The following is a 20566-nucleotide window of genomic DNA, read 5'->3' as shown; positions in this document are numbered from 1 at the left end:
CCCATTCTCAAGGAATAAGAATGAGCAAGCGCAAAAAAGATGACCCGCAATGGGTCATCTTTTTTCGTTCTATTATTTTTCAAAGCCTTCTGCAACTGCTTCGGGATAGTTTTCTTTGACGATGGTTGCACAATGCCCACAAAGTGTTGGCAGTTGCTCTTCTACACCAACATCTACCCGGATTTGGCGACAACGTTCACATACTTCCCCTTCGGCTTTTTCAACTAAGATCGCCACATCCTCAAATTGATATGCCGCTTCAGGAGCTGCTTCACCGACTTCTTTGATCGTTAAGAAGTCTGGTGAAATGATCAGCAGTTGTGCAATATCTGAATCGATAGCTTTTAGCAATGCCGCAACTGGCTCAGTTGGATAAACAGTGACTTTCGCTTCAAAGGACTTTCCGATCAATTTTGCATTACGCGCTTCTTCTAATGCTTTTAAGACATTGTCACGGAAACCAAGGAAGGCCCGCCAAAGATCGAGCAGTTCTTCTTGGTTAGCAAATGTATCATAGCCAGGGAACTCCGCTAACTGTACGTATTCCTCTTCTTCTTTCAAGTGTGACCAGATTTCTTCTGCGGTATGCGGAATGATCGGTGTCAATAATTTCGTCAATGCAACCGCTGTTTGATAGAAGACGGTTTGCATGGCGCGACGTTGGAAATCATTTTCAGCTTCGATATAAACGACATCTTTCGCAAAATCCAAATAGAAGGACGACATATCGACTGTCAAGAAGTTGATGACTGTCCGGTAAATATGCAAGAAGTTATATTTTTCATAGCCATCTTCCCGAATCGTTTTGATGGTTTGATTCAAACGAACCATCATGTATTTATCGACAGAACGCAAGTTTTCAAAAGGTACGCTGTCTTTTGCTGGATCAAAATCACTCGTGTTCGCTAATAAGAAACGCATGGTATTGCGAATCTTCCGATAGACTTCTGACACTTGATTCAAGATATCCATAGACACTCGGACATCCGCTTCGTAGTCAACACTGCTGACCCAAAGACGCAAAATATCCGCACCCATTTGATTGATCACTTTTTCTGGTGCAATGGTATTACCAAGAGATTTACTCATCTTGCGACCTTCGCCATCTAAGGTGAAGCCTTGAGACAAGACGGCTTTATATGGTGCGACTTCATTGATCGCAACACTAGTCGTGATACTTGAGTTGAACCACCCACGATATTGGTCAGAACCTTCCAAGTACATGTCAGCTGGGAACGTCAATTCTGGACGTTGACGTAACACGGCTTCGTGAGAAGAACCTGAATCAAACCAAACATCCATGATGTCAGTCTCTTTCGAGAATTTGCCATTTGGTGAGCCCGGATGCGTGAAGCCAGCTGGCAGTAATTCTTCTGCTTCTTTTTCAAACCAAATCGTTGAACCATGTTCAGCAAACAAGTTTGCCACATGCTCGATCGTTTCAGGCGTAATGATGGCTTCGCCGTTTTCTGCATAAAAGATTGGCAACGGAACGCCCCACGCACGTTGACGAGAGATCACCCAGTCGCCGCGGTCGCGAATCATATTGTATAAACGAGTTTTGCCCCATGGAATGATCCAATCTACTTTTTCGATTTCATCCAAAATATTTTGGCGGAACTTATCAATAGACGCAAACCATTGTGGTGTTGCCCGATAGATGACTGGTTTTTTCGTCCGCCAATCATGTGGATAGCTGTGAGTAAAGAAGTTTAGTTTTAGTAGGGCTCCTTTTTCTTCTAAAAGCTCAGTGATCATTGGATTGGCTTTGTCATAAAAGACCCCTTCAAATCCTGGTGCTTCTTCTGTGAAGACCCCACGGCTATCGACTGGTGATAAGACATCTAGACCATATTTTTTGCTGACGATGTAGTCATCTTCCCCGTGTCCTGGTGCAGTGTGGACCAAACCAGTACCGGCATCCAATGTCACATGGTCCCCTAACATCAATAGAGACGTACGATCATAAAAAGGATGTTGTGCCGTCATTTTTTCCAATTGATCGCCAGCCAATTCTTGTAATACTTCGACAGATTCCCAACCGATCTCATTCGTCACGGTTTCTAATAAATCTTTTGCCACGACGAATTTGCGGCCATCGGCCAAGATTTGAACATAGGCAAAGGTTGGATTCACAGAGATTCCTAGATTCGCTGGTAAGGTCCATGGCGTCGTCGTCCAGATAACAAAAGATGTATCTGAATCAAGCAAATCTTTGCCATCTGCTACTGGGAAAGCCACATAGATCGATGGTGATTTCACATCTTTGTATTCGATCTCAGCTTCTGCTAATGATGATTCACTAGATGGTGACCAGTAAATTGGTTTCAATCCTTTGTAGATGTAGCCTTTTTCTGCCATTTTTCCGAACACGCGGATTTCTGCTGCTTCATAATCTGGTGTCAATGTGATATATGGATGATCCCAGTCACCAGAAACGCCTAAACGTTTGAAATCAGCTCTTTGTGTATCCACTTGTGTCAAAGCATATTCTTCACATTTTTTGCGATATTCTGCCAAGCTCATTTCTTTGCGCTTGATCCCTTTATTGGTCAGTACTTGTTCGATCGGTAAACCATGAGTATCCCAACCAGGTACATAAGGGGAACGGAAACCTGACATCGATTTGGAACGTACGATGATGTCTTTACTGATTTTGTTTAATGAATGTCCGATATGGATATTTCCATTTGCGTAGGGAGGGCCATCGTGTAAGACAAAGGTTGGCTTGCCTTCATTTAATTCTTGACGACGTTGATACAATTGATTTTCTTCCCATTCTTTTTGCCAATCCACTTCGCGGTTCGGCAAGTTGCCTCGCATTGGAAAAGCGGTTTTTCCAAGATGCAGTGTTTCTTTCATTTTCATTCTTGTTTCGCTCCTTTTCGTCTCTCAACGTTTTGGTATAGTTTCAAAATCCATCGACTCGATCAACCGATTGCTTCTATTGACGTATCAAAATGGATAGGTTGCCATGACTTCCTTGTGTTTAGGTCTCACTGATTTTTAAAAATCAATCCTAGTGATTCCTAGTACGGTTACTACGCTCCCTATGGTCGCCTAGTACTGTTCATCATCTATTCTGTCTTCCTTCGCAAGCCAATCATAGTGATTCCTAGTACGGTTACTACGCTCCCTGCGGTCGCCTAGTACTGTTCATCATCTGCTCTGTTCCGCTTTGCGGACCAATCGCAGTGATTCACAGCAAAAAACACGTCCGTCCCTGGTAAGGGACGAACGTGTTCGTGGTACCACCCAAATTTTATTGTCGGTTGACAATTCTTTGATGATCGGTAACGGGATCAGGCGTCGTTCTCTACTCGAGTCTTTGAAAAGTCAGCTCTTTCAAGAACGCAACTCACAGATGATCTGATTTCTTACAGGGTTTTATTTGGCTTCCACTCTCCCAAACTCGCTTGAAAAATATAAGAAATTTTTCTGTTCTGTGTCTTAGTTATTATCTGTCTTGTTCAATTCGTCTAATAAGTTTCTCGCATCATCTAATGTTTTCACTTCAGGGCTTTCACTTACATCAACGATTTTTTCATCTGATTCAACAATGTCCACATCAAATGTTTCCACTGCTTCTGAGTTTACTCCAGAACCATTTTCACTGTCAAGTTCTTTTGACAAAACTTCTCTGATCACTTGGTGGGAATCTTGTACATAGCTTGAAAATGGCGCCAAAATTTCTTCCCACTCAGGACTCTTCACTTGTTCTAATTGCGTTTGCAACATAACTAATAAGTTGTTATGGAAGACTCTGGTTTTCTTCTTCAAGTCATTTGTTTCTGTCGCCAATTGACGGGCATTGTCGGTTGCATCCGTCAAAATCTCTTTGGCTTTTTCTTCCGCTGAGGTCATCAAGGCATGCGCATGTTTTTCTGCAGTAGCAACCATTTCATCCGCACGGTTTTGAGCAGAAGTAACGATTACTTCTGATTCTTTGCTTGCGCTTGTTTTTACTTTATCCGCCGTATCTTGAGCCACGATAATGGATTGATTCAAGGCATCTTTCAATTCATTGAAATATTCAAGTTTTTCTTCTGCGTGTTTCAACGATTTTTCTAACTCACGATTGCGTTGAACGGCTTCTTCATAATCACGAACGATCATATCCAAGAAGTCATCGACTTCATCTTGGTTGTAGCCTCTCATTTTTACTGAAAAGTTTTTATTTTGAATGTCTAATGGAGTTAATGCCATATTCTATACACCTCTTTGATTTATTTACGTAATACACCTAATAACAATCTAACTTTTTCTTTTTTCGTGGTTCCTTCTAACCCCTGTATTTGAATCCGACCAAATCCTCTTACTGAAACGATATCCAGTAAATCCAGAACAAAATCTGGTCGTAATGCTTCTGTCCAGTTTACTTTTACTTTTCCTGATTCGATCAACTGTTTCGAACGCTGACGAGAGATGTTGTACACGGCAGAGATCACTGTATCAAGACGCAATGAGCTAACCGTTTCTCTTTCCTCGGTCCAACCATCTTTAGGCACGATCAAATCGGTATATTTTGTTTCTTCCAATCGAACGGATACGTTACCGATTTTATCCACTTGGAGTTGAATAAAATGACTGACTTCAGTGGCAACGAATACTTGCCATATTTCACCATCGGAAAGAATGTCTCCAAAGTATTCCCTCTTGACTCCAGTCCCCATTAATGTGCCTAAAACTTTTCCATGACTCAACACCGTAAATTTTTTCGGGTATTGAATCGTAAATAAAGTCATGTCAAACTCATCGGTGGTGGGCTCATAGTAATCGGGATAAATCAAACAACGTCGTCTCTCAGCAGCTTCATATCCACCAAAAAAGCGGAAACTTAAATCCGTTGATTGACGAATCAAGCTTTCTAAGATATACGCTTGTCTCGGATCTAAAAAATCAGTCAAGTAAGGCGCATACTGCATTTGCACTTGTTCGATCCATCCTTGAGCGGAATCAATAAAAGGGCGTTCATCGTTTCGAAAATGTTGATAGACATTTGCGTTCACCGATAACCACCCCTTACGTTAAAATAAAATTGATTGTAGGATCAATATCAATGCTTGTGATGCTAGCTGTAAGACAATAATTGCAAATGCAATCGTAAAATCGATACCAGCAAAACTTAATTTCAATCGATCAAATAAACTCAAATACGGTTCACACACTTTTGCTAAGAAACGGCCAAAAGCGGACTGATACCCTCCTGGAAACCAAGACAAAAGTGCATAGATCACTAATAAAATGGTATACAGATAAACAGCATCACTCAGTAATTTAACGAATCTCAAGAATAAAATTGGCGTTCCTCCTCACTTTAGATATCAAAAAAATTGGTATCTGCTAATGTTTGGGCAGTGCCTTCAATTTCCATACCCTTAGGCGTGCAAAGAAAAATTTCATCGCCAACACGCTTGATATCACCATCTTCAGCGTACACTGTTCCTGTTAAAAAATCAACTATTCGACGAGCTTGGTACTCTTCAATTAAATGAAAATTAACAAGTACAGCATCTCCATTGATGACTTGCTTCGCAATCCCCATAGCTTCTGAATAAACGCGTGGTTCTACGATCGTTATTTTTCCAGCCATTTGTGGAGAAGTTTCTTTAGCTTTTGTGTCTTTGACTCTCGTATTAGTTCTTTGTTGCGCCATTGGAACGACTTTTTCTTCCGTCTTAGGCACCGATCTTACTCGTTCAGCCGCCGCTGAGGATTGTTGATAGGCAGCAGTTTGAGGCTGCTGTCTGTATTGATAGGCTTGATTTTGTGGTTGACTTGTTGTATAAGAAGCCGCTTGGCTAGAAGCACGCGTACTCGCTGTTGTTCTAGGGGCGGTAAAAGCTCCTCCTTGGTTCACAGCTGGTTTCGCTGCCGTGCGTGCCGATTCTTCAGTGGCAAATGTTTCTTCATAATAATCTTCTTCGTCAGTCAATCCAAAAAAATTGGTCAGTTTCTCTTTGAGCGACATCGGTCAACCTCCTTTTTTATTGAAATAATGCTGTTCCTACACGAATAAATGTTGCGCCTTCTTGAATCGCAATGGGAAAGTCATTACTCATTCCCATACTCGTTTCTAAGCAAGGGGCATGTGTAAGATGCAGGTCAGCGATCTGTTGTTGAATCCTTTTTAATTCTTTGAAAATCTGATGCTGCTCGTCTTTGGAAGCAGTGAGCGGGGCCATCGTCATCAATCCAACAACACGAATTTTGTCGAACGAAGCGAGTGCTTCAATAAAAGCCACCACCTCTTCTACGAAAATCCCTTGTTTCGTTGCTTCCTGCGAAACATTCACTTCCACAAAGCAGTTGATCGGATGCTCTGCTCGTTTTTGAATTTCTTGTGCCAGTTTGATTGAATCCAACGCATGGAAAAAATCAATCTCATTTATAACTGATTTTACCTTTCTGCGCTGTAAATTACCAATAAAATGCCAACGGACATCTGGGTAATCAGTTAATGCTGCCTTTTTTTCAAGTAGCTTTTCTACTCGATTTTCTGCACAATCACGCACACCATTTTCTAGAAGTTCTCTTGTCGTTTCTGTATCGACGGATTTTGTCACAGCTGTCAAACAGACCTCACTGGCATTTCTAGAAACAAGAGCACAGGAGTCCTGTATCTCTTGCTGGATCTTGTGCAAGTTCTCAGAAATCATGTGCTCTGCCCCCTAGCGTTTACGACGGAAAAATGGTGGTGTGCTTAATTCGTCGTCATCATTCGAGCGTACTTCATCACGGCTGAAGGTGTCGAATTCTTTCTTTTCTACATTTTCAAATGTGTTTTCTTCTACTTTAGGTCGTACATTTTGTTCTTTACGGATATCCCAATCACCAAAACCATTGCTTTCTTCTGCTTGTGCAGGACGCGCTTGGTCCATATCTAAGGTTGGTTTTTGTGGGATAGAATGAATTTGGCTTTGACTTTGTCTGCTAGAGCGAGACCCACGTTCTTTTTTAGAAGGGTCAATGCCAGTTGCAATGACAGTCACACGGATTTCATCGCCTAAGTCTTCATTGATTGATGTACCTAAAATAATATTTACATCACCTGTTGCCGCATGAGCGACGATATCAGAAGCATCTTGTGCTTCAAATAAAGTCATGTCCAATCCGCCAGTGATGTTCAATAGCACTTGTTCAGCACCATCGATCGATGTTTCTAGCAATGGTGAAGAGATTGCTTTTTTCGTTGCTTCGATCACGCGTTCTTCGCCGCTAGCAACACCGATTCCCATCAAAGCGGTGCCTTGATTTTCCATCACTGTTTTCACATCAGCGAAGTCTAAGTTGACATAGCCAGGTGCAGTGATCAAGTCTGAGATCCCTTGAACCCCTTGACGCAAGACATTGTCTGCTTCACGGAATGCTTCAAGCATTGGCGTTTTCTTATCAACAACTTCTAACAAACGGTTGTTTGAGATGATCAATAAGGTATCGACATTCTCTTTTAATTTAGCGATTCCTTCAGCAGCAAAACGGCCGCGTTTTGGTCCTTCAAATGTAAACGGACGAGTAACGACGCCGACTGTCAATGCGCCGATTTCTTTGGCAATTTTAGCTACGATCGGTGCAGCACCGGTCCCGGTTCCGCCACCCATACCAGCGGTAATGAAAATCATATCCGCGCCTTCTAATGATTCACGAATAGAATCTTCACTTTCTTCTGCTGCTTTTTGACCAACTTCTGGTTGTGAACCAGCACCAAGACCACGGGTATATTTAGGGCCTAATTGAATGACTGTTTCTGCTTTTGAATTTTTTAATGCTTGAACGTCAGTGTTGGCTGCAATAAATTCTACGCCTTTGACATTTTCTTCGATCATACGATTTACTGCGTTGCCGCCACCACCGCCGACTCCGATGACTTTGATCACAGCGCCGTCATTGATGTTATTATCAATTGAAAATTCCATAGTTTATCTTCCTCCTGAGAATCGTTTTAGATTATTCAAAGATATTTGAGAAGAAATCTTTTACTCGGTTTGTGATCGACTCACCTTTTTTCTCTTCTTCTGTTTCTTCATAAGTTTCTTCTGGAGCTTCATATTGTTCGTAATGCACTTCTTGTTGTTGAATGGCAACGGGCTGTTGCGCGACTGTTTTTTCACCAGTGATCGCACTTTTGGCAAGCTGATAGACTTCGCTTAAGTTTGCTGAATAGTCAACGATACTGATTACATTGGTGAATACAGGATTTCTAAGTCCCATATGATTAGGAACGTAAAGCTTAACGTTTGTTTCGAATACTTCTTGAGCCAAATCTACGACACCCGGCAGGCTTGCAGCACCACCAGTCAAAATCACGCCACCTGGCAAATCAAGTCCATCAATTTCATCTAAGACTTCTTTTGATTTGGTAAAAATCTGTTCCATACGTGCTTCGATGATTTCTGACAAATAGCGTTCATCGATCTTCACAGGTTCTGATTTCCCAATCACATCCACTGGAAATTCTTCACTAGCGGATGTCCGTTCAGGATACGCATCCCCATAATTGATTTTTAATGCTTCTGCATTGTTGAAGGAGGTATTTAAAACTGTCGAAATGTCTTTTGTGACAAATTCGCCACCCTCTTGGTTCACATGGGTAAATTTCAATTGCTTGTCGTGCATCGCTGATGTCGTCGTTTGGCCGCCGCCGATGTCGATAACGATCGTACCAAAATCTTTTTCACCATCAGATAAAATCGATTCTGTCAGTGCTAATGGCGTAATGACTACTTCATTAACGATCAGACCAGATTTTTCCACACATTTACGAATGTTGTGAATGATGGTTTTTGGACCTGTATAAACCACACCAAACATCTCTAGGCGAACACCGATCATGCCACGAGGATCTTTGATCCCTTCAAAACCATCCACTGTAAATTCTTGCGGTAAGATAGCAATGATCTGTCTTTCAGGAGGGGTTGAACGTACAAGTGCTGCGGAAGCAACATTGCGGACGTCTTCGTCGGTGATCTCTTTTGATTCACTGTTGACAGCGATCATCCCTTGACAATTTTCCACTTCAAGAAGATTGGCTGGTACACCAACACTTACACTGCGAATTTGAATTCCTGCTTTTTCTTCTGCTTGTCTTACTGCTCTTTGAATGGCTTGTACCGTTTTATCGATATCTACAATGATGCCACGGTTGATTCCTTCTGATTTTGCATTTCCTACACCAATGATATTCATTTGGCTGTCAACGTATTCGGCTACTACAACTTTTACAGATGTCGTACCGATATCAAGGCCAACATACATTCCCGTTTTTGCCATGGATGGGGTTCCCTCCTACTTAAATTGGATATATAGCGAACCATCACAGTCCGTTTTTAGAGTTCATTCGAATAATTTGTTCACTGTTACCAATTCTACCATATAATGGCGCTTTTTAGAAACAAGTTAATGAAAAAAACTCTTGAATTTTTCCTAAGAATCACTATCAGCTGTTTGATTTTCGTCTGCATCGTCTTCTTGTGTATTTGAAATTGGGTAAGTAAAGATCCCAACTTCCATATCCACAATACTGTCCTCGGTCAAATCTTTGGCAATTTGCGGATAATACTGCATTTGACTCACCATATTTGAGATATTGACAATCACTTGATTGCCATCATTCATAAAGAGAGTTAACAGTTCATCATTGCTGTCACGGGGGGTGTATTTGATTTGAGAAATGCCATCTCGAATTTCTGAACTTAATTCTTGATAGGCATTGAGTGTCGCCTTGATTTTGTCTTCAGCCGAAAAATTTTCTAAAACCGGCAATCCTTCCTCTGGCTGCTCACTGATATCATCCAAAACAGCGCCATTTTCCAAAACTGGTGCATAGCCGCCATCTTTGGCTAATAAAGCCACTTCCTGGAATTCAGTGACAGTGATATCAAAACGATTAATACCAGATAAAGAAATAGAAGCATTTTTTATGCGCGGCAATTCTTTTTTGATTGCTGCTACACTCTGATTCCGTTCAAAAAATTGCGGCCACATCTCTTCATTGACGGCTAGGTCAGAATTTTTGAGAATCGCTTCTGCGGATACTTCTTGATTGCCTTTGACCACCACATTAGCCAAACGACTAAGCGGCGAAACAAAATACAAAACAATCAGCAAAGGAATCATCAGTAAACCGATAATCAGCGCTAAACGGCGAATCAATACTTGATTGCGGTACGCCTTTAGATTAGGTAGCCGGTCAGCAAAGGAGCGAGCCTTTTTTTCTGGCTCAGGCAGCTCTTCTTTCCCAGCGTCGGTTTCTTCTATCGCTTGTTCTGCTTCAAAAAGTGCTTCTTCTGCCAACTCCTCTTCATCTTCATGCGCTTCTTTCATGTCTTCTGTTTCTTCAGAAGCGGGTGAAGACCAAGCTGGCTGATTGCCTTTTTCTTGCAAATATTTTAGATTTTCTTTTTGCCAAGGGGTCAACTCTTCCGTTGACGAGGGGGTTTGATCATCATGAGGTGTTTTGTCTTTACTAATGATAATCGCTCCTTTCTATCCCACACATTGTACTATTTGATTACCTCTTGCACAAGTCGAAATAATCGTTCTGAGGCATCGCTGATCCCTTGTTCTTTTGAGGCTTTGGCCATCTTACTACGAAGGGCTTCATCTTGCATGATACTATCTACTGCTTCCACGAGGTTTTGGCTGTTTAGTTCATGATCGGCAATCATTTTGACTGCTCCTGCATTAGCTAAACTTTGGGCGTTCTTTGTTTGGTGGTCATTAGTCACATAAGGGCTAGGAATCAGAATTGCTGGAATCCCTAATGCCGTAAATTCGGCAATCGATGTGGCACCTGCTCGTCCAATCAACAAATCACTATTTGCCATCACTTCTGCCATTTGATCGATATAGGGACGAATACTGATATTAGGGAAAGCATCTTTTGACATCCCGATTTTTTCTTCGATCTCTTTGTAATACCTTTCGCCAGATGCATAAAGTAACTGATACTCTTTTTGAGCAAAAAGCGGCAGCGCATCAATGATCGCTTGGTTGATTTTCAGAGCTCCTTGACTCCCACCAAAAACCAAAACCGTTTTTTTCGCCGGATTTAAATCGTAAGAAGACAAAATCGTCGACTTTTGACTATTCCGTACTTCTTGCCCCCTGGGATTGCCCACTAGCACCGTTTTCTTCGCTGGAAAGTATTGAGAAGCATCGTGAAAAGCAATGGCGATTTTATCCACATACTTGGTTAGAAACTTATTGGTGATTCCAGGAACACTATTTTGTTCATGAATAATGGTAGGTATTTTCAACTTCGCTGCAGCAAAGACCACGGCGCCAGAAACATAGCCGCCGGTGCCAATCACCACATCCGGTTGAAACTCCTTGATGATTTTCTTTGCTGCATAATAGCTTTTCATGAAAAGCTGGATCGTTTTTACGTTATCAAAAGACAGCTTACGCTTAAAGCCTTGAATCTCTAACGTTTTAAAAGGAATACCTGTTGGAGGGACGATTTTATTCTCCAAGCCCCTTGTTGCACCAATGTATAAAAATTCGGCTGTCGGGTCAATCTCTTTTACGTAATCGACAAAAGACAACGCTGGATAGATGTGGCCGCCAGTACCGCCGCCAGTCACAAGTATTTTCATGTCCTTCACTCATTTCTATTTAAGTTCTGCTACTGCCGCCATAAATTTGTCGCCGCGAACTTCAAAATTAGGGTATTGATCCCAACTTGCATTCGCCGGTGACAATAGAATCGTATCTCCAGCAGCACTTAAAGAAAAGGCAACTGGGACGGCGGTTTCAACATTGTCTGTCATTTCAATCGTTTTTACGCCAGCTGCTTGAGCGGCTGCGGCTAATTTTTCTTTTGTTTCTCCAAACACTACGATAGCTTTGAGTCCTTTTAGTGCTGGAACCAACTCATCAAAACTGTTACCACGGTCCAAGCCGCCTGCCAATAAGACCAATTTCTCATTGTCAAAACCGCCTAAGGCCATTTCTGTTGCTAAGATGTTGGTTGCTTTGGAATCATTGAAAAATTTCACCTGATTGATGGTGGTGACATACTGGGTCCGATGAGGTACCCCAGTGAAGGTTTGCAACGCTTGTTTGATTGCTTCGTTTGGCATATTGCAAAGTTTTCCAACAGCGATCGCCGCTAAGGCATTTTCAATATTGTGTGCCCCTGGTACGCCAAGTTCCTCCGCTGCCATAATTGCTTCTTCTTTATAGTAGAGCATCCCATCAAGCATATATGCTCCTGCTACTTTTTCCTTGGTGGAAAAAGGAATGATTTTCGCCTTTGATTTGGCCGACAGTGCTTCTAGTTCCGGTTGGTTCCAGTTGATCACTAAATAATCGTCAGCGGTCATTCGTTGTTGCAAGCGCCATTTTGCTAAGACATATTCCGGGCGACTACCATGGTAATCGATATGGGCTTCATATATATTCGTGATGACAGCGATTTTCGGCCGTAAGGTATCGATTCCCATCAATTGGAAACTTGAAAGCTCCATCACCAAGCGATCTTCAGGCTTAGCTGTTTGAGCAACGGAACTTGCAGGAAACCCGATATTTCCAGAAAGCAATGCCTGTCCTTTTTCCATTCCAGCATTCAAGACATTGGCGATCATAGTCGTTGTGGTGGTTTTTCCATTCGTACCAGTAATACCGATAATCGGCGCTTCAGAGATTTGATACGCTAGTTCCACTTCCGTGATCACAGGAATTTTTTTCTCTAAAGCTTTTTGAACAAGAGGTTGTGAATAGGGGATCCCTGGATTTTTAACGACTAGCGAAAATCCTTCATCCAATAATTCAATCGGGTGGCTGCCAGTGATCACTTTGACCCCTAAAGCCAAAAGATCTTGTGCTTCTGGATTTTCAGCAAATGGCTTTCCGTCATTAACGGTCACAAGTGCGCCCAAATCATGTAACAATTTGGCCGCACTGAATCCACTACGCGCTAATCCTAGCACAAGAACTTTTTTATTTTGATATGTTGTAATTTTTTTCATTTTCTTCATCTCCTACCATACAAGGGCTATTGTGAGCAACGAGCAACCTAACGCGATACACCAAAACACAGTGTCGATCTTCCACTCAGACCATCCGCTCATTTCAAAATGATGATGGATGGGTGACATCTTGAAGATTCGTTTGCCTGTTAATTTGAATGAGGCAACTTGCAGCATCACGCTTGCTGTTTCACAAACATAGACCAGTCCGACAAGCAATAGGGTCCATTCTTGGTGTAAAAGAATCGAGATAGCTGCCAGCAGACCGCCTAAAGCCAGTGAGCCGACATCCCCCATAAAGATTTTTGCCGGTTTGCGATTGTAGGGAAAGAAGCCGATCAATCCGCCGATGATCGCAAGACAAACGATTAACACATCGATTTGATCTTGTCGCCAAGCAATCAGTGCGTAAGTTGAAAAAGAAATCGTGCCCAGTCCTGCGACTAGCCCATCGATACCGTCCGTCAAGTTGACTGCATTTGAAAAACCAACAAGCCAAAAAATGACGAACAAGCCATAAAAAATCGATAGCGACACGTCTATCCCAAAGAAATTCAGTACATCCGCATTGCCTTCGGATCGGAAAACAAAGTAAAAGACGAGTCCGCCTAAAATCTGTCCAATCAGCTTTTGCAACGAGTTCAGCCCCATATTTCGTTTGCGGAAAATCTTGATGAAGTCATCAAGAAATCCTAATGCACCATAAACCAAGGTAATGAACAAAAGAATGAACAATGAAGCAGTCAATTGATTTTGCCATGCTCCTACCCAGATGGCAGTGATCATTGCAGAAATCAAAAATACAAACCCACCCATCGTTGGTGTACCGGCCTTTACATTGTGCCATTTGGGGCCGTCACCACGTATTTCCTGTCCGTATTTCTTCATTTGAAAATAGCCGATAAACAAAGGCATTGTGGCTGTTACGATCGCAAAGCCACTTGCCAAAGGTAATATCATCTCTGTCCATTCCATATTGTTCTCTCCTATTTATTCGTTTTCACTTAGTGTAAACTTGATCGATTGTCCTGATAATTCGGTGTATGGTTCCACGCTTTGTTTGGTACAATAGCCGTTTCCTTCAAAACTGACGTCTACATTCAGCAGACTACCAAATTTGATTAAGTCTGCTTTTGACCAAGAAGTCGTATCCGGCATATAGTACTTATCGCTGTCGGTAACGAGCAGTACCCGTCCGCCAGGCATGATCGAAGTCCCACTGTCAACCGATTGGGCAATGACTTTTTCACCATCCCCGATGACTACCGGGATCAATCCAGCTTTTTGAACATCCGTTGCAGCCGATTCTGTATCGAGATTGCGATAATCCCCCACAGTTGTTTCGCTACCAGATGTTGTGCTTTCTTCTAATGCAGAGTTTTTCAGATCCATGACCCGTTTCATCAATGGATTGGCAATTTCACCCAACACGGTGCTTTCGTGCTTCTCTGGTAATTTAATCGTCAAATACAAAATGTATTCTGGTTCTTCTGAAGGAAACATCAAAACAACGGAATATAGATAATTGGTGCCACCAGACAAATACTTACCGGTTGTTGGATCGGCTACTTGGGCCGTCCCTGTTTTTGCAGAAATGTTGTAGCCAGGTAATTCATAAACGCCATAGGCACTTCCATAATTTTCACTCTCGACAACATCACGCATATATTCACGGACCTCTGTTGCAGCCTCTTTTGTGATCGGATGGCCGACCTCTTCTGGTTGCGTGACCGTTTCTTCTCCAGTATTGCCATCAACGATTTTACTAATAAATTGTGGTTTCAGCATCGTTCCATTATTTGCGACCGATGTGAAAGCCTGCATCATTTGGAAATTCGTCACACCAATCGCTTGACCAAAGGAAGTCATCGCTTGGCTGACAGGATTATCTTCTGGGGTGATTCCAGTATTTTCGTTAGGCAATCCTGAATAGGTGCTACGGCCAAAGCCAAATTCTTTTAAGTATTGTTGCCAACGATCAGCCATCCGCTGCTCCAAGGTCACCATTCCGATATTACTGGACCATGAAAGAGCTTGGCGCATCGTCAGTGTTCCTTTTTGACCAAAGTCCCAGTCATTGATGGTTGCATCGTAAAGTTTTAATCCATCAGGACTTGGGGTAAAGGTTTCGTTCTCATTGAAGATGCCTTGATCGATGGCAGCTGCTGTCGTCAAAATCTTCATGGTTGATCCTGGCTCATAGTTGTCTTCAACTAACAGATTTTGCCAATCATTGATCGAATCCAAATTTTCTGGATTGTAGGTTGGTCGTTGCGCCATCGCTATGATTTCGCCGGTTTTGGCATCCATTAAGTTCGCTGTTAAGTTTTCTGGTTTGTTTTCTTTAAAGACGCTGTCCATCAGCGTTTCCAAATAGCTTTGGATTCGACTATCGATGGTGGTATAAACGTCTTTTCCGTCAACGGCTGCGACGGTCTCTGCTACTGTTCCGGGCAGCGGGTTTTGATTGTTATCTTTTTGATAAACGATCTCACCATCAGTTCCCGATAATACATCATTGTAAGCAGCTTCCAACCCAGTTTTGCCGACTAGACCAGTATCGTCATCATTGGCAACAGCATACCCGATAAAGTGAGAAGAAAAGACCCCATTCGGATAAAGGCGAGCTGGATGGCTATCAAAATGGAAGCCGGCAATATCTTCTTTTTCCATTGCATCTTCGATCGCATTTTTTTGTTCTAATGTAATATTATTTCCCTTGCTCCCAAAAGAGACCCGCCACAATTGTTGCTCAAGGCCATCCTCTAACGTATTGACTGCTGTTTCTTGATCAATGGACAATACATCTGACAAAATTTTGGCCAACTTATTGAAGTTTGCTTTTTCTGCAAAGAGATTTTTGTTGCCATCTTTGTAATTCTGATTCAAAACAGCATAAATGGAATACGAGGTCACATCTTCGGCGATCGGAATCCCATTACGGTCATAGATTGTTCCACGTTTCGCTTTGATCACTTCGCTGCCTTCATAAAGATTTTTGGTCTTTTCTGCTAATGAAGTTCCCGCGACATCCCCGACAATGACGATATAGCTCAAACGCGTGACAAACAAAAAGAACAATCCAATACTCGTAGCAAAGAGAATAATACCTACTTTTTTGCGATTGTTCGTTGTAGTTTGATTGTTCTTTTTTAAGTATTGCTTGAATTTATCTGTTAACTTCATTTAGTCCACTTTCCTTAAATTGCCATCATCGATCGACAATCCATTATCCTCAGCAATCTTTTGGATGCGCTCGGTTTTAGAAAGTTCATTTTTCTCTTGTTCCAACTGTTCTGCTTGTGTTGTTTTCTCAGTGATATCCGATTGGATCAAGGAAATATCATGCTCAACTTGGCTGATATTGGTCCGAATATTGATGGTCAAGATTGCCAACGTCAATACAGCGATAATCACAAAGGCAGCAATCAGTTTTTCTAGAGTAGAAATACTTTTTAACCGACGAGCCGGAGATGCTGGTACACGGATGACCTCAGGACGCTGGGGATCAGTAGGCAGTTTTTCAGTTGTCGGTTCAGAGTGATCCAAAGGTTGTGATTCAAGAGGTTCTCTGAATTCATAGTCATGAACTTTTAGTTCTGCCATAGTTGTTACCCTTCGCTTTCCTTGATTTTTTCCGCGATTCGTAGTTTCGCACTACGAGAACGATTATTTTCAGCTACTTCTTCCTCAGTAGGAAGCAGTGGTTTTCTTGTTATAAGTTTTAGTGTTGGTTGAAATTCTTCTGGTATCATCGGCAGACCTGGTGGCATATCCTTTGGTGTACTGTATTCCTTGAACATCGATTTCACAATGCGATCTTCTAATGAGTGGAACGTGATCACACTGACACGTCCGTTGACTGCTAAAAGATGAATGGCTTGTTCAAGTGATTCTTCAATTACACCTAGCTCATCATTGACTGCAATTCGAATGGCTTGGAAAACCCGTTTTGCTGGGTGACCGCCCTTTCTTCTTGCTGGAGCTGGAATGGCTGTTTTGATGATATCGACCAATTCCCCTGTTGTTTCGATGGGATGATCTTGTCTCACCCGCTCGATTTCCCGAGCGATTTGTTTTGAGAATTTTTCTTCTCCATAACGGAAGAAGATTTTGACTAATTGATGGTAGTCGAATTGATTGACCACTTCATAGGCAGTCAATGCTGCAGTTTGATCCATCCGCATATCCAGCGGTGCATCTTGGTGGTAGCTAAAGCCACGTTCGGCTTCATCTAATTGGGGTGAGGAAACACCTAAATCATACAAAATACCATCGACTCGGCTTACGCCGTGTTGATTCAATGCTTCCTTTAAATAGCGGAAATTACTTTTAATAAACGTGACCATCCCTTTAGCAACATAAGGTGCTAAACGTTCTTTTGCATGGTCGATGGCGGTTTGGTCTTGATCAAAAGCAAAGAGATGTCCTTCTTCAGACAGTTGTGACAATAAATATTCACTATGACCAGCTCCACCTAATGTACAATCGACATAGACGCCTTCTGGACGAATTGATAATCCATCAACGGTCTCCTGTAGCATAACGGTGTAGTGTTGAAAATCTGCCATGTGTTTTTTCCTCTTCCTATCAAGCCTATAAGCCAAAGTCGATCATTGTTTCAGCAATTTCATCAAAGTTTTCTTCTGCTTCTTCAGAGAATGCTTGCCAACGCGTTTCATCCCAAATCTCGATTCGATTTGAAACCCCGATGATCACGCAGCTTTTAGTAAGGTCTGCATGATTTCTCAATGTAACAGGGATATTGATTCGTCCTTGTTTATCGATCTCGCACTCTGTTGCAGCAGAATAAAAGAAGCGGACAAATGTCCGAGCATCCTTTTTCGCTAAAGGCATTTCGTTTAGTTTTTCTTCAAGTTTTTCCCATTCAGATAAGGGGTAGCCAAATAAACAGCCATCTAATCCACGTGTCACAACAAATTTTTCTCCGAGTTTTTCTCGTAGTTTTGAAGGGACGATTAGTCGGCCTTTTGCATCTATCGAATGTTGAAATTCACCCATAAACATCGATAAATAACCCCCGATCTCCACCTGATATTCACAGTCTACCACAATCCCCCACTTTCTACCACAAATTATATGAAATTTGAAAGGGAAGTTGTTTGACTTTTCTTTACCAAATGAACAAAAAGAGGAAATCAGACTCCTTAAAGTCTTTAAAAAAAATTTAAGTGAAAAAATGGACGTTTATCAAGGGGCAAAACACTATAAGTAACTTACGATATTTAGAATGATCAAAACGACATGAAAAATGATCGTAAATAGAAAAATACTGCGCCAATACATCTTAAAATAGCGACCATATTGGATCTCTTCATAGTAGTACGCCTGAAAGACGGCCAGTAGAATGCCTAATAAAAAAATGGAGATCAAATAATACAATGTGATTGCTTGATCAAAAGTATATTTTGATAATTGATGAATCCCCACCATTAAAAATGGTACCGCTAAATCCGGTGCCTTCACATGGAAACGATCATTCAACGAAAGTGCAGAAACGATAAAACGACAAGCAAAATAAACGAGCACAGGAAAAATATACCAAAACAAAACGATTGGATTAAATCCAGACATACAGCAAAATCCTTTCTAACAACTAGTGTCACTATACTTTATTTTCTTTACATCCATGTTTCAGTTCTTTTAAAAATTTAAGCCGGAATAAGACAGCCATGAAATTTTTTAAGGAGGCTCTTATTTCAACAACTAACTTTTGAAAGTTTTAAAGAATGTATTTCTTTACCTATTAAAACAGAAGGGCGTAGCTTCAACAAGCCTATCTTGCCATTCTAACGAATTTTTTTATAGTGAAATTGAAATTTTCTTAATTTCTCCTTGGATCAACTTGAGTTCTTGAGAAATTGAGGGTAAACTGTCACTAGAATAACTCTAAAAGGTGGATTAGAATGAACGAGAAAAAACCAAAAAGTACCTTTGCAAAAATCACGCAAGTCGTGATCTGGACCATGCTTATTCTCACTGTCGGCTCGATTTTCTTAGCAGCGTACACAAGTATTATGGGTTAATCCTATTAAAAAATGCCCTTTTCCAAAATGATGGCTTCCATCTTTTGGAAAAGGGCATTTTTTTACAGTAACGGTGACACAAGACGTGCCAGGCCTTCCTTGATCTTGATCGTCAATTTTCTTTGTTGATATGCTTCGATCGTTAATGGTTTGGAATCGATCGAATCCGCCAGAAACGCTTCTTTTGTTTGAGTCGCAAGTTGCGCATCATAGATAATCGTATTGACTTCAAAATCCAGACGAAAGGATCGAACATCGATATTTGCTGAGCCAATCGATACAAGTCCACTATCTATAATCATCGTTTTCGCATGCATAAACCCTTTCTCATAGGTTTCAATGATTGCGCCAAAATGAAGCAGCTCAGCCGCAAAGGAATAGGTCGCCCAGTAAACCAAGGGATGATCTGGTTTGTTCGGAATTTGTATATGAACTTTCACCCCAGAGAGCAGTGCTAACTTTAAGGCGTTATGAATGGCTTCATCCGGAATATAGTACGGCGTTTGAATTAGGATTTCTTTTTTGGCTAAATTGATCATTTTCAAATACGTCATTTTAATTTCTTCATGTTCCGTATCAGGACCACTAGTGATGACTTGGGCTGCGACTGTCCCCGCTTGTTTGATTTCAGGAAACAAAGAAGGATCATATTTGATCTCCAAGGCGTGTTGTGAATTCCAATCCATGAGAAACCGATTTTGCAGCGAATAGACTGCTGAGCCGGCAATTCGCAAGTGATTGTCTCGCCAATAGCCAAATTTTTCCACTTGCCCTAGATACTCATCTCCCACATTAAAACCGCCTGTATAGCCAATCTCACCATCAATCACCACGATTTTGCGATGATTCCGATAATTGATTCGCGGATTGACATAAGGAACGAACAAAGGAAAGAAAAAAGCAATTTGCCCGCCATGCAGACGCAATTCATCAAAAAACTTCAATGATACTTGAGTACTGCCCCAAGCATCTAATAAGACTCTTACTTTTACGCCTCGCTTTGCGGCTCGTACTAATGCTTCTTTGACTTCATTTCCCAATGCATCACTGCGATAAATATAATATTCCATATGAATGTGATTTTTTGCCTGTTCGATATCCGCGATCAAGGCATCAAATTTCTGCCGCCCATCGGTATAAAGTGTCATGCTATTGGCTGTCGTATAGAGGGATTGACCAAAGACCGTCAATAGATAGACTAACTGCTGGACTTCTACTTGAGCAGTCGGCGGATGCGGAAACAAATGACGCGCGAGTGCTTGTTTTTGTTCTTCTAATTCAACGTTTAGACCAATCTTTGCTTGTGAGCGCATATCGAAAATCTTTTCCTTGGAAATTCCTCTACCAAAGAAAAAGTAAAGCACAAAACCAACGATTGGGATGAACATCAAGACCAAAAGCCAGGCCCATGTCTGAGCAGTCTGACGTCTCTCTCTGAAAATGATAATGATTGATAACAAAATATTAACTATAAATAAAATGGTTACCAAATTATCCATTACAACCATTTTTCCACCTCTTCCCCGATTTCCCGCTACTAAAGCATAT

General features: G+C 41.5%; 19 protein-coding genes. 1 reads left to right on the top strand and 18 read right to left on the bottom strand.

Annotated elements, in window-relative coordinates; all coding sequences use genetic code 11:
• Positions 1 to 72 precede the first annotated feature (72 nt).
• The 17 genes from ileS to IGJ17_RS04675 form a co-directional block, all read right to left on the bottom strand.
• Positions 73 to 2868, bottom strand: coding sequence for an isoleucine--tRNA ligase (gene ileS, locus IGJ17_RS04755; RefSeq protein ID WP_086332117.1), 2796 nt, complete (start codon positions 2866 to 2868; stop codon positions 73 to 75).
• Positions 2869 to 3450: 582 nt separating this feature from the next.
• Positions 3451 to 4206, bottom strand: a complete 756-nt coding sequence (locus IGJ17_RS04750; RefSeq protein ID WP_005237274.1) for a DivIVA domain-containing protein — start codon at positions 4204 to 4206, stop codon at positions 3451 to 3453.
• Positions 4207 to 4226: 20 nt separating this feature from the next.
• On the bottom strand, positions 4227 to 5009 hold the full coding sequence (locus tag IGJ17_RS04745) for an RNA-binding protein (RefSeq protein ID WP_016613826.1): 783 nt from the start codon (positions 5007 to 5009) through the stop codon (positions 4227 to 4229).
• Positions 5010 to 5027: 18 nt separating this feature from the next.
• On the bottom strand, positions 5028 to 5291 hold the full coding sequence (locus tag IGJ17_RS04740) for a YggT family protein (protein WP_005228822.1): 264 nt from the start codon (positions 5289 to 5291) through the stop codon (positions 5028 to 5030).
• Between the two features lie 26 nt (positions 5292 to 5317).
• Entirely contained in the window at positions 5318 to 5971 is a 654-nt protein-coding gene (locus IGJ17_RS04735; protein ID WP_016613825.1) for a cell division protein SepF, read from the bottom strand.
• Positions 5972 to 5987: 16 nt separating this feature from the next.
• A complete protein-coding gene (locus tag IGJ17_RS04730; protein ID WP_008377340.1) occupies positions 5988 to 6659 on the bottom strand; it encodes a YggS family pyridoxal phosphate-dependent enzyme in 672 nt (223 codons plus the stop codon).
• Between the two features lie 12 nt (positions 6660 to 6671).
• A complete protein-coding gene (gene ftsZ / locus IGJ17_RS04725) occupies positions 6672 to 7916 on the bottom strand; it encodes a cell division protein FtsZ (protein ID WP_005237278.1) in 1245 nt (414 codons plus the stop codon).
• A 31-nt stretch (positions 7917 to 7947) separates the two neighbouring features.
• Positions 7948 to 9270, bottom strand: a complete 1323-nt coding sequence (gene ftsA, locus IGJ17_RS04720; RefSeq protein WP_005237279.1) for a cell division protein FtsA — start codon at positions 9268 to 9270, stop codon at positions 7948 to 7950.
• Between the two features lie 153 nt (positions 9271 to 9423).
• Positions 9424 to 10416, bottom strand: coding sequence for a cell division protein FtsQ/DivIB (locus IGJ17_RS04715; protein ID WP_086332116.1), 993 nt, complete (start codon positions 10414 to 10416; stop codon positions 9424 to 9426).
• Positions 10417 to 10502: 86 nt separating this feature from the next.
• Complete coding sequence (gene murG, locus IGJ17_RS04710) at positions 10503 to 11597, bottom strand: undecaprenyldiphospho-muramoylpentapeptide beta-N-acetylglucosaminyltransferase (protein WP_005237281.1); 1095 nt, start codon at positions 11595 to 11597, stop codon at positions 10503 to 10505.
• 15 nt (positions 11598 to 11612) lie between these two features.
• Positions 11613 to 12971 carry a UDP-N-acetylmuramoyl-L-alanine--D-glutamate ligase gene (gene murD / locus IGJ17_RS04705; RefSeq protein WP_042890037.1) on the bottom strand — a complete coding sequence of 453 codons (1359 nt, stop codon included), beginning with the start codon at positions 12969 to 12971 and terminating at the stop codon, positions 11613 to 11615.
• A gap of 12 nt (positions 12972 to 12983) precedes the next feature.
• Positions 12984 to 13946 (bottom strand): phospho-N-acetylmuramoyl-pentapeptide-transferase, encoded by a 963-nt coding sequence (mraY, locus tag IGJ17_RS04700; RefSeq protein ID WP_005237283.1) that lies wholly within the window; start codon positions 13944 to 13946, stop codon positions 12984 to 12986.
• A 15-nt stretch (positions 13947 to 13961) separates the two neighbouring features.
• Positions 13962 to 16157, bottom strand: a complete 2196-nt coding sequence (locus IGJ17_RS04695; protein ID WP_008377336.1) for a penicillin-binding transpeptidase domain-containing protein — start codon at positions 16155 to 16157, stop codon at positions 13962 to 13964.
• The gene (gene ftsL, locus IGJ17_RS04690) at positions 16158 to 16577 is read right to left on the bottom strand and encodes a cell division protein FtsL (protein WP_008377334.1); all 420 of its coding nucleotides are present in this window, start codon (positions 16575 to 16577) and stop codon (positions 16158 to 16160) included.
• Positions 16578 to 16582: 5 nt separating this feature from the next.
• On the bottom strand, positions 16583 to 17542 hold the full coding sequence (gene rsmH, locus IGJ17_RS04685) for a 16S rRNA (cytosine(1402)-N(4))-methyltransferase RsmH (protein ID WP_008377332.1): 960 nt from the start codon (positions 17540 to 17542) through the stop codon (positions 16583 to 16585).
• 25 nt (positions 17543 to 17567) lie between these two features.
• Positions 17568 to 17999, bottom strand: a complete 432-nt coding sequence (mraZ, locus tag IGJ17_RS04680; protein WP_005228792.1) for a division/cell wall cluster transcriptional repressor MraZ — start codon at positions 17997 to 17999, stop codon at positions 17568 to 17570.
• 198 nt (positions 18000 to 18197) lie between these two features.
• On the bottom strand, positions 18198 to 18566 hold the full coding sequence (locus IGJ17_RS04675) for a DUF3397 domain-containing protein (RefSeq protein ID WP_005237289.1): 369 nt from the start codon (positions 18564 to 18566) through the stop codon (positions 18198 to 18200).
• Positions 18567 to 18898: 332 nt separating this feature from the next.
• Between IGJ17_RS04675 and IGJ17_RS04670 the strand changes: the two genes are divergently transcribed.
• Positions 18899 to 19018 carry a DUF4044 domain-containing protein gene (locus IGJ17_RS04670; protein ID WP_005237290.1) on the top strand — a complete coding sequence of 40 codons (120 nt, stop codon included), beginning with the start codon at positions 18899 to 18901 and terminating at the stop codon, positions 19016 to 19018.
• 62 nt (positions 19019 to 19080) lie between these two features.
• Here the strand turns inward: IGJ17_RS04670 and cls are convergent, their stop codons facing one another.
• Positions 19081 to 20526 (bottom strand): cardiolipin synthase, encoded by a 1446-nt coding sequence (cls, locus tag IGJ17_RS04665; protein ID WP_005237291.1) that lies wholly within the window; start codon positions 20524 to 20526, stop codon positions 19081 to 19083.
• Positions 20527 to 20566: the final 40 nt, after the last annotated feature.

The organism is Enterococcus sp. DIV1096b (assembly GCF_050498765.1).
GTDB lineage: Bacteria > Bacillota > Bacilli > Lactobacillales > Enterococcaceae > Enterococcus_D > Enterococcus_D entomosocium.
Note: the sequence above shows the minus strand (reverse complement) of the source record. Positions and strands in the feature narration are given on the sequence as shown.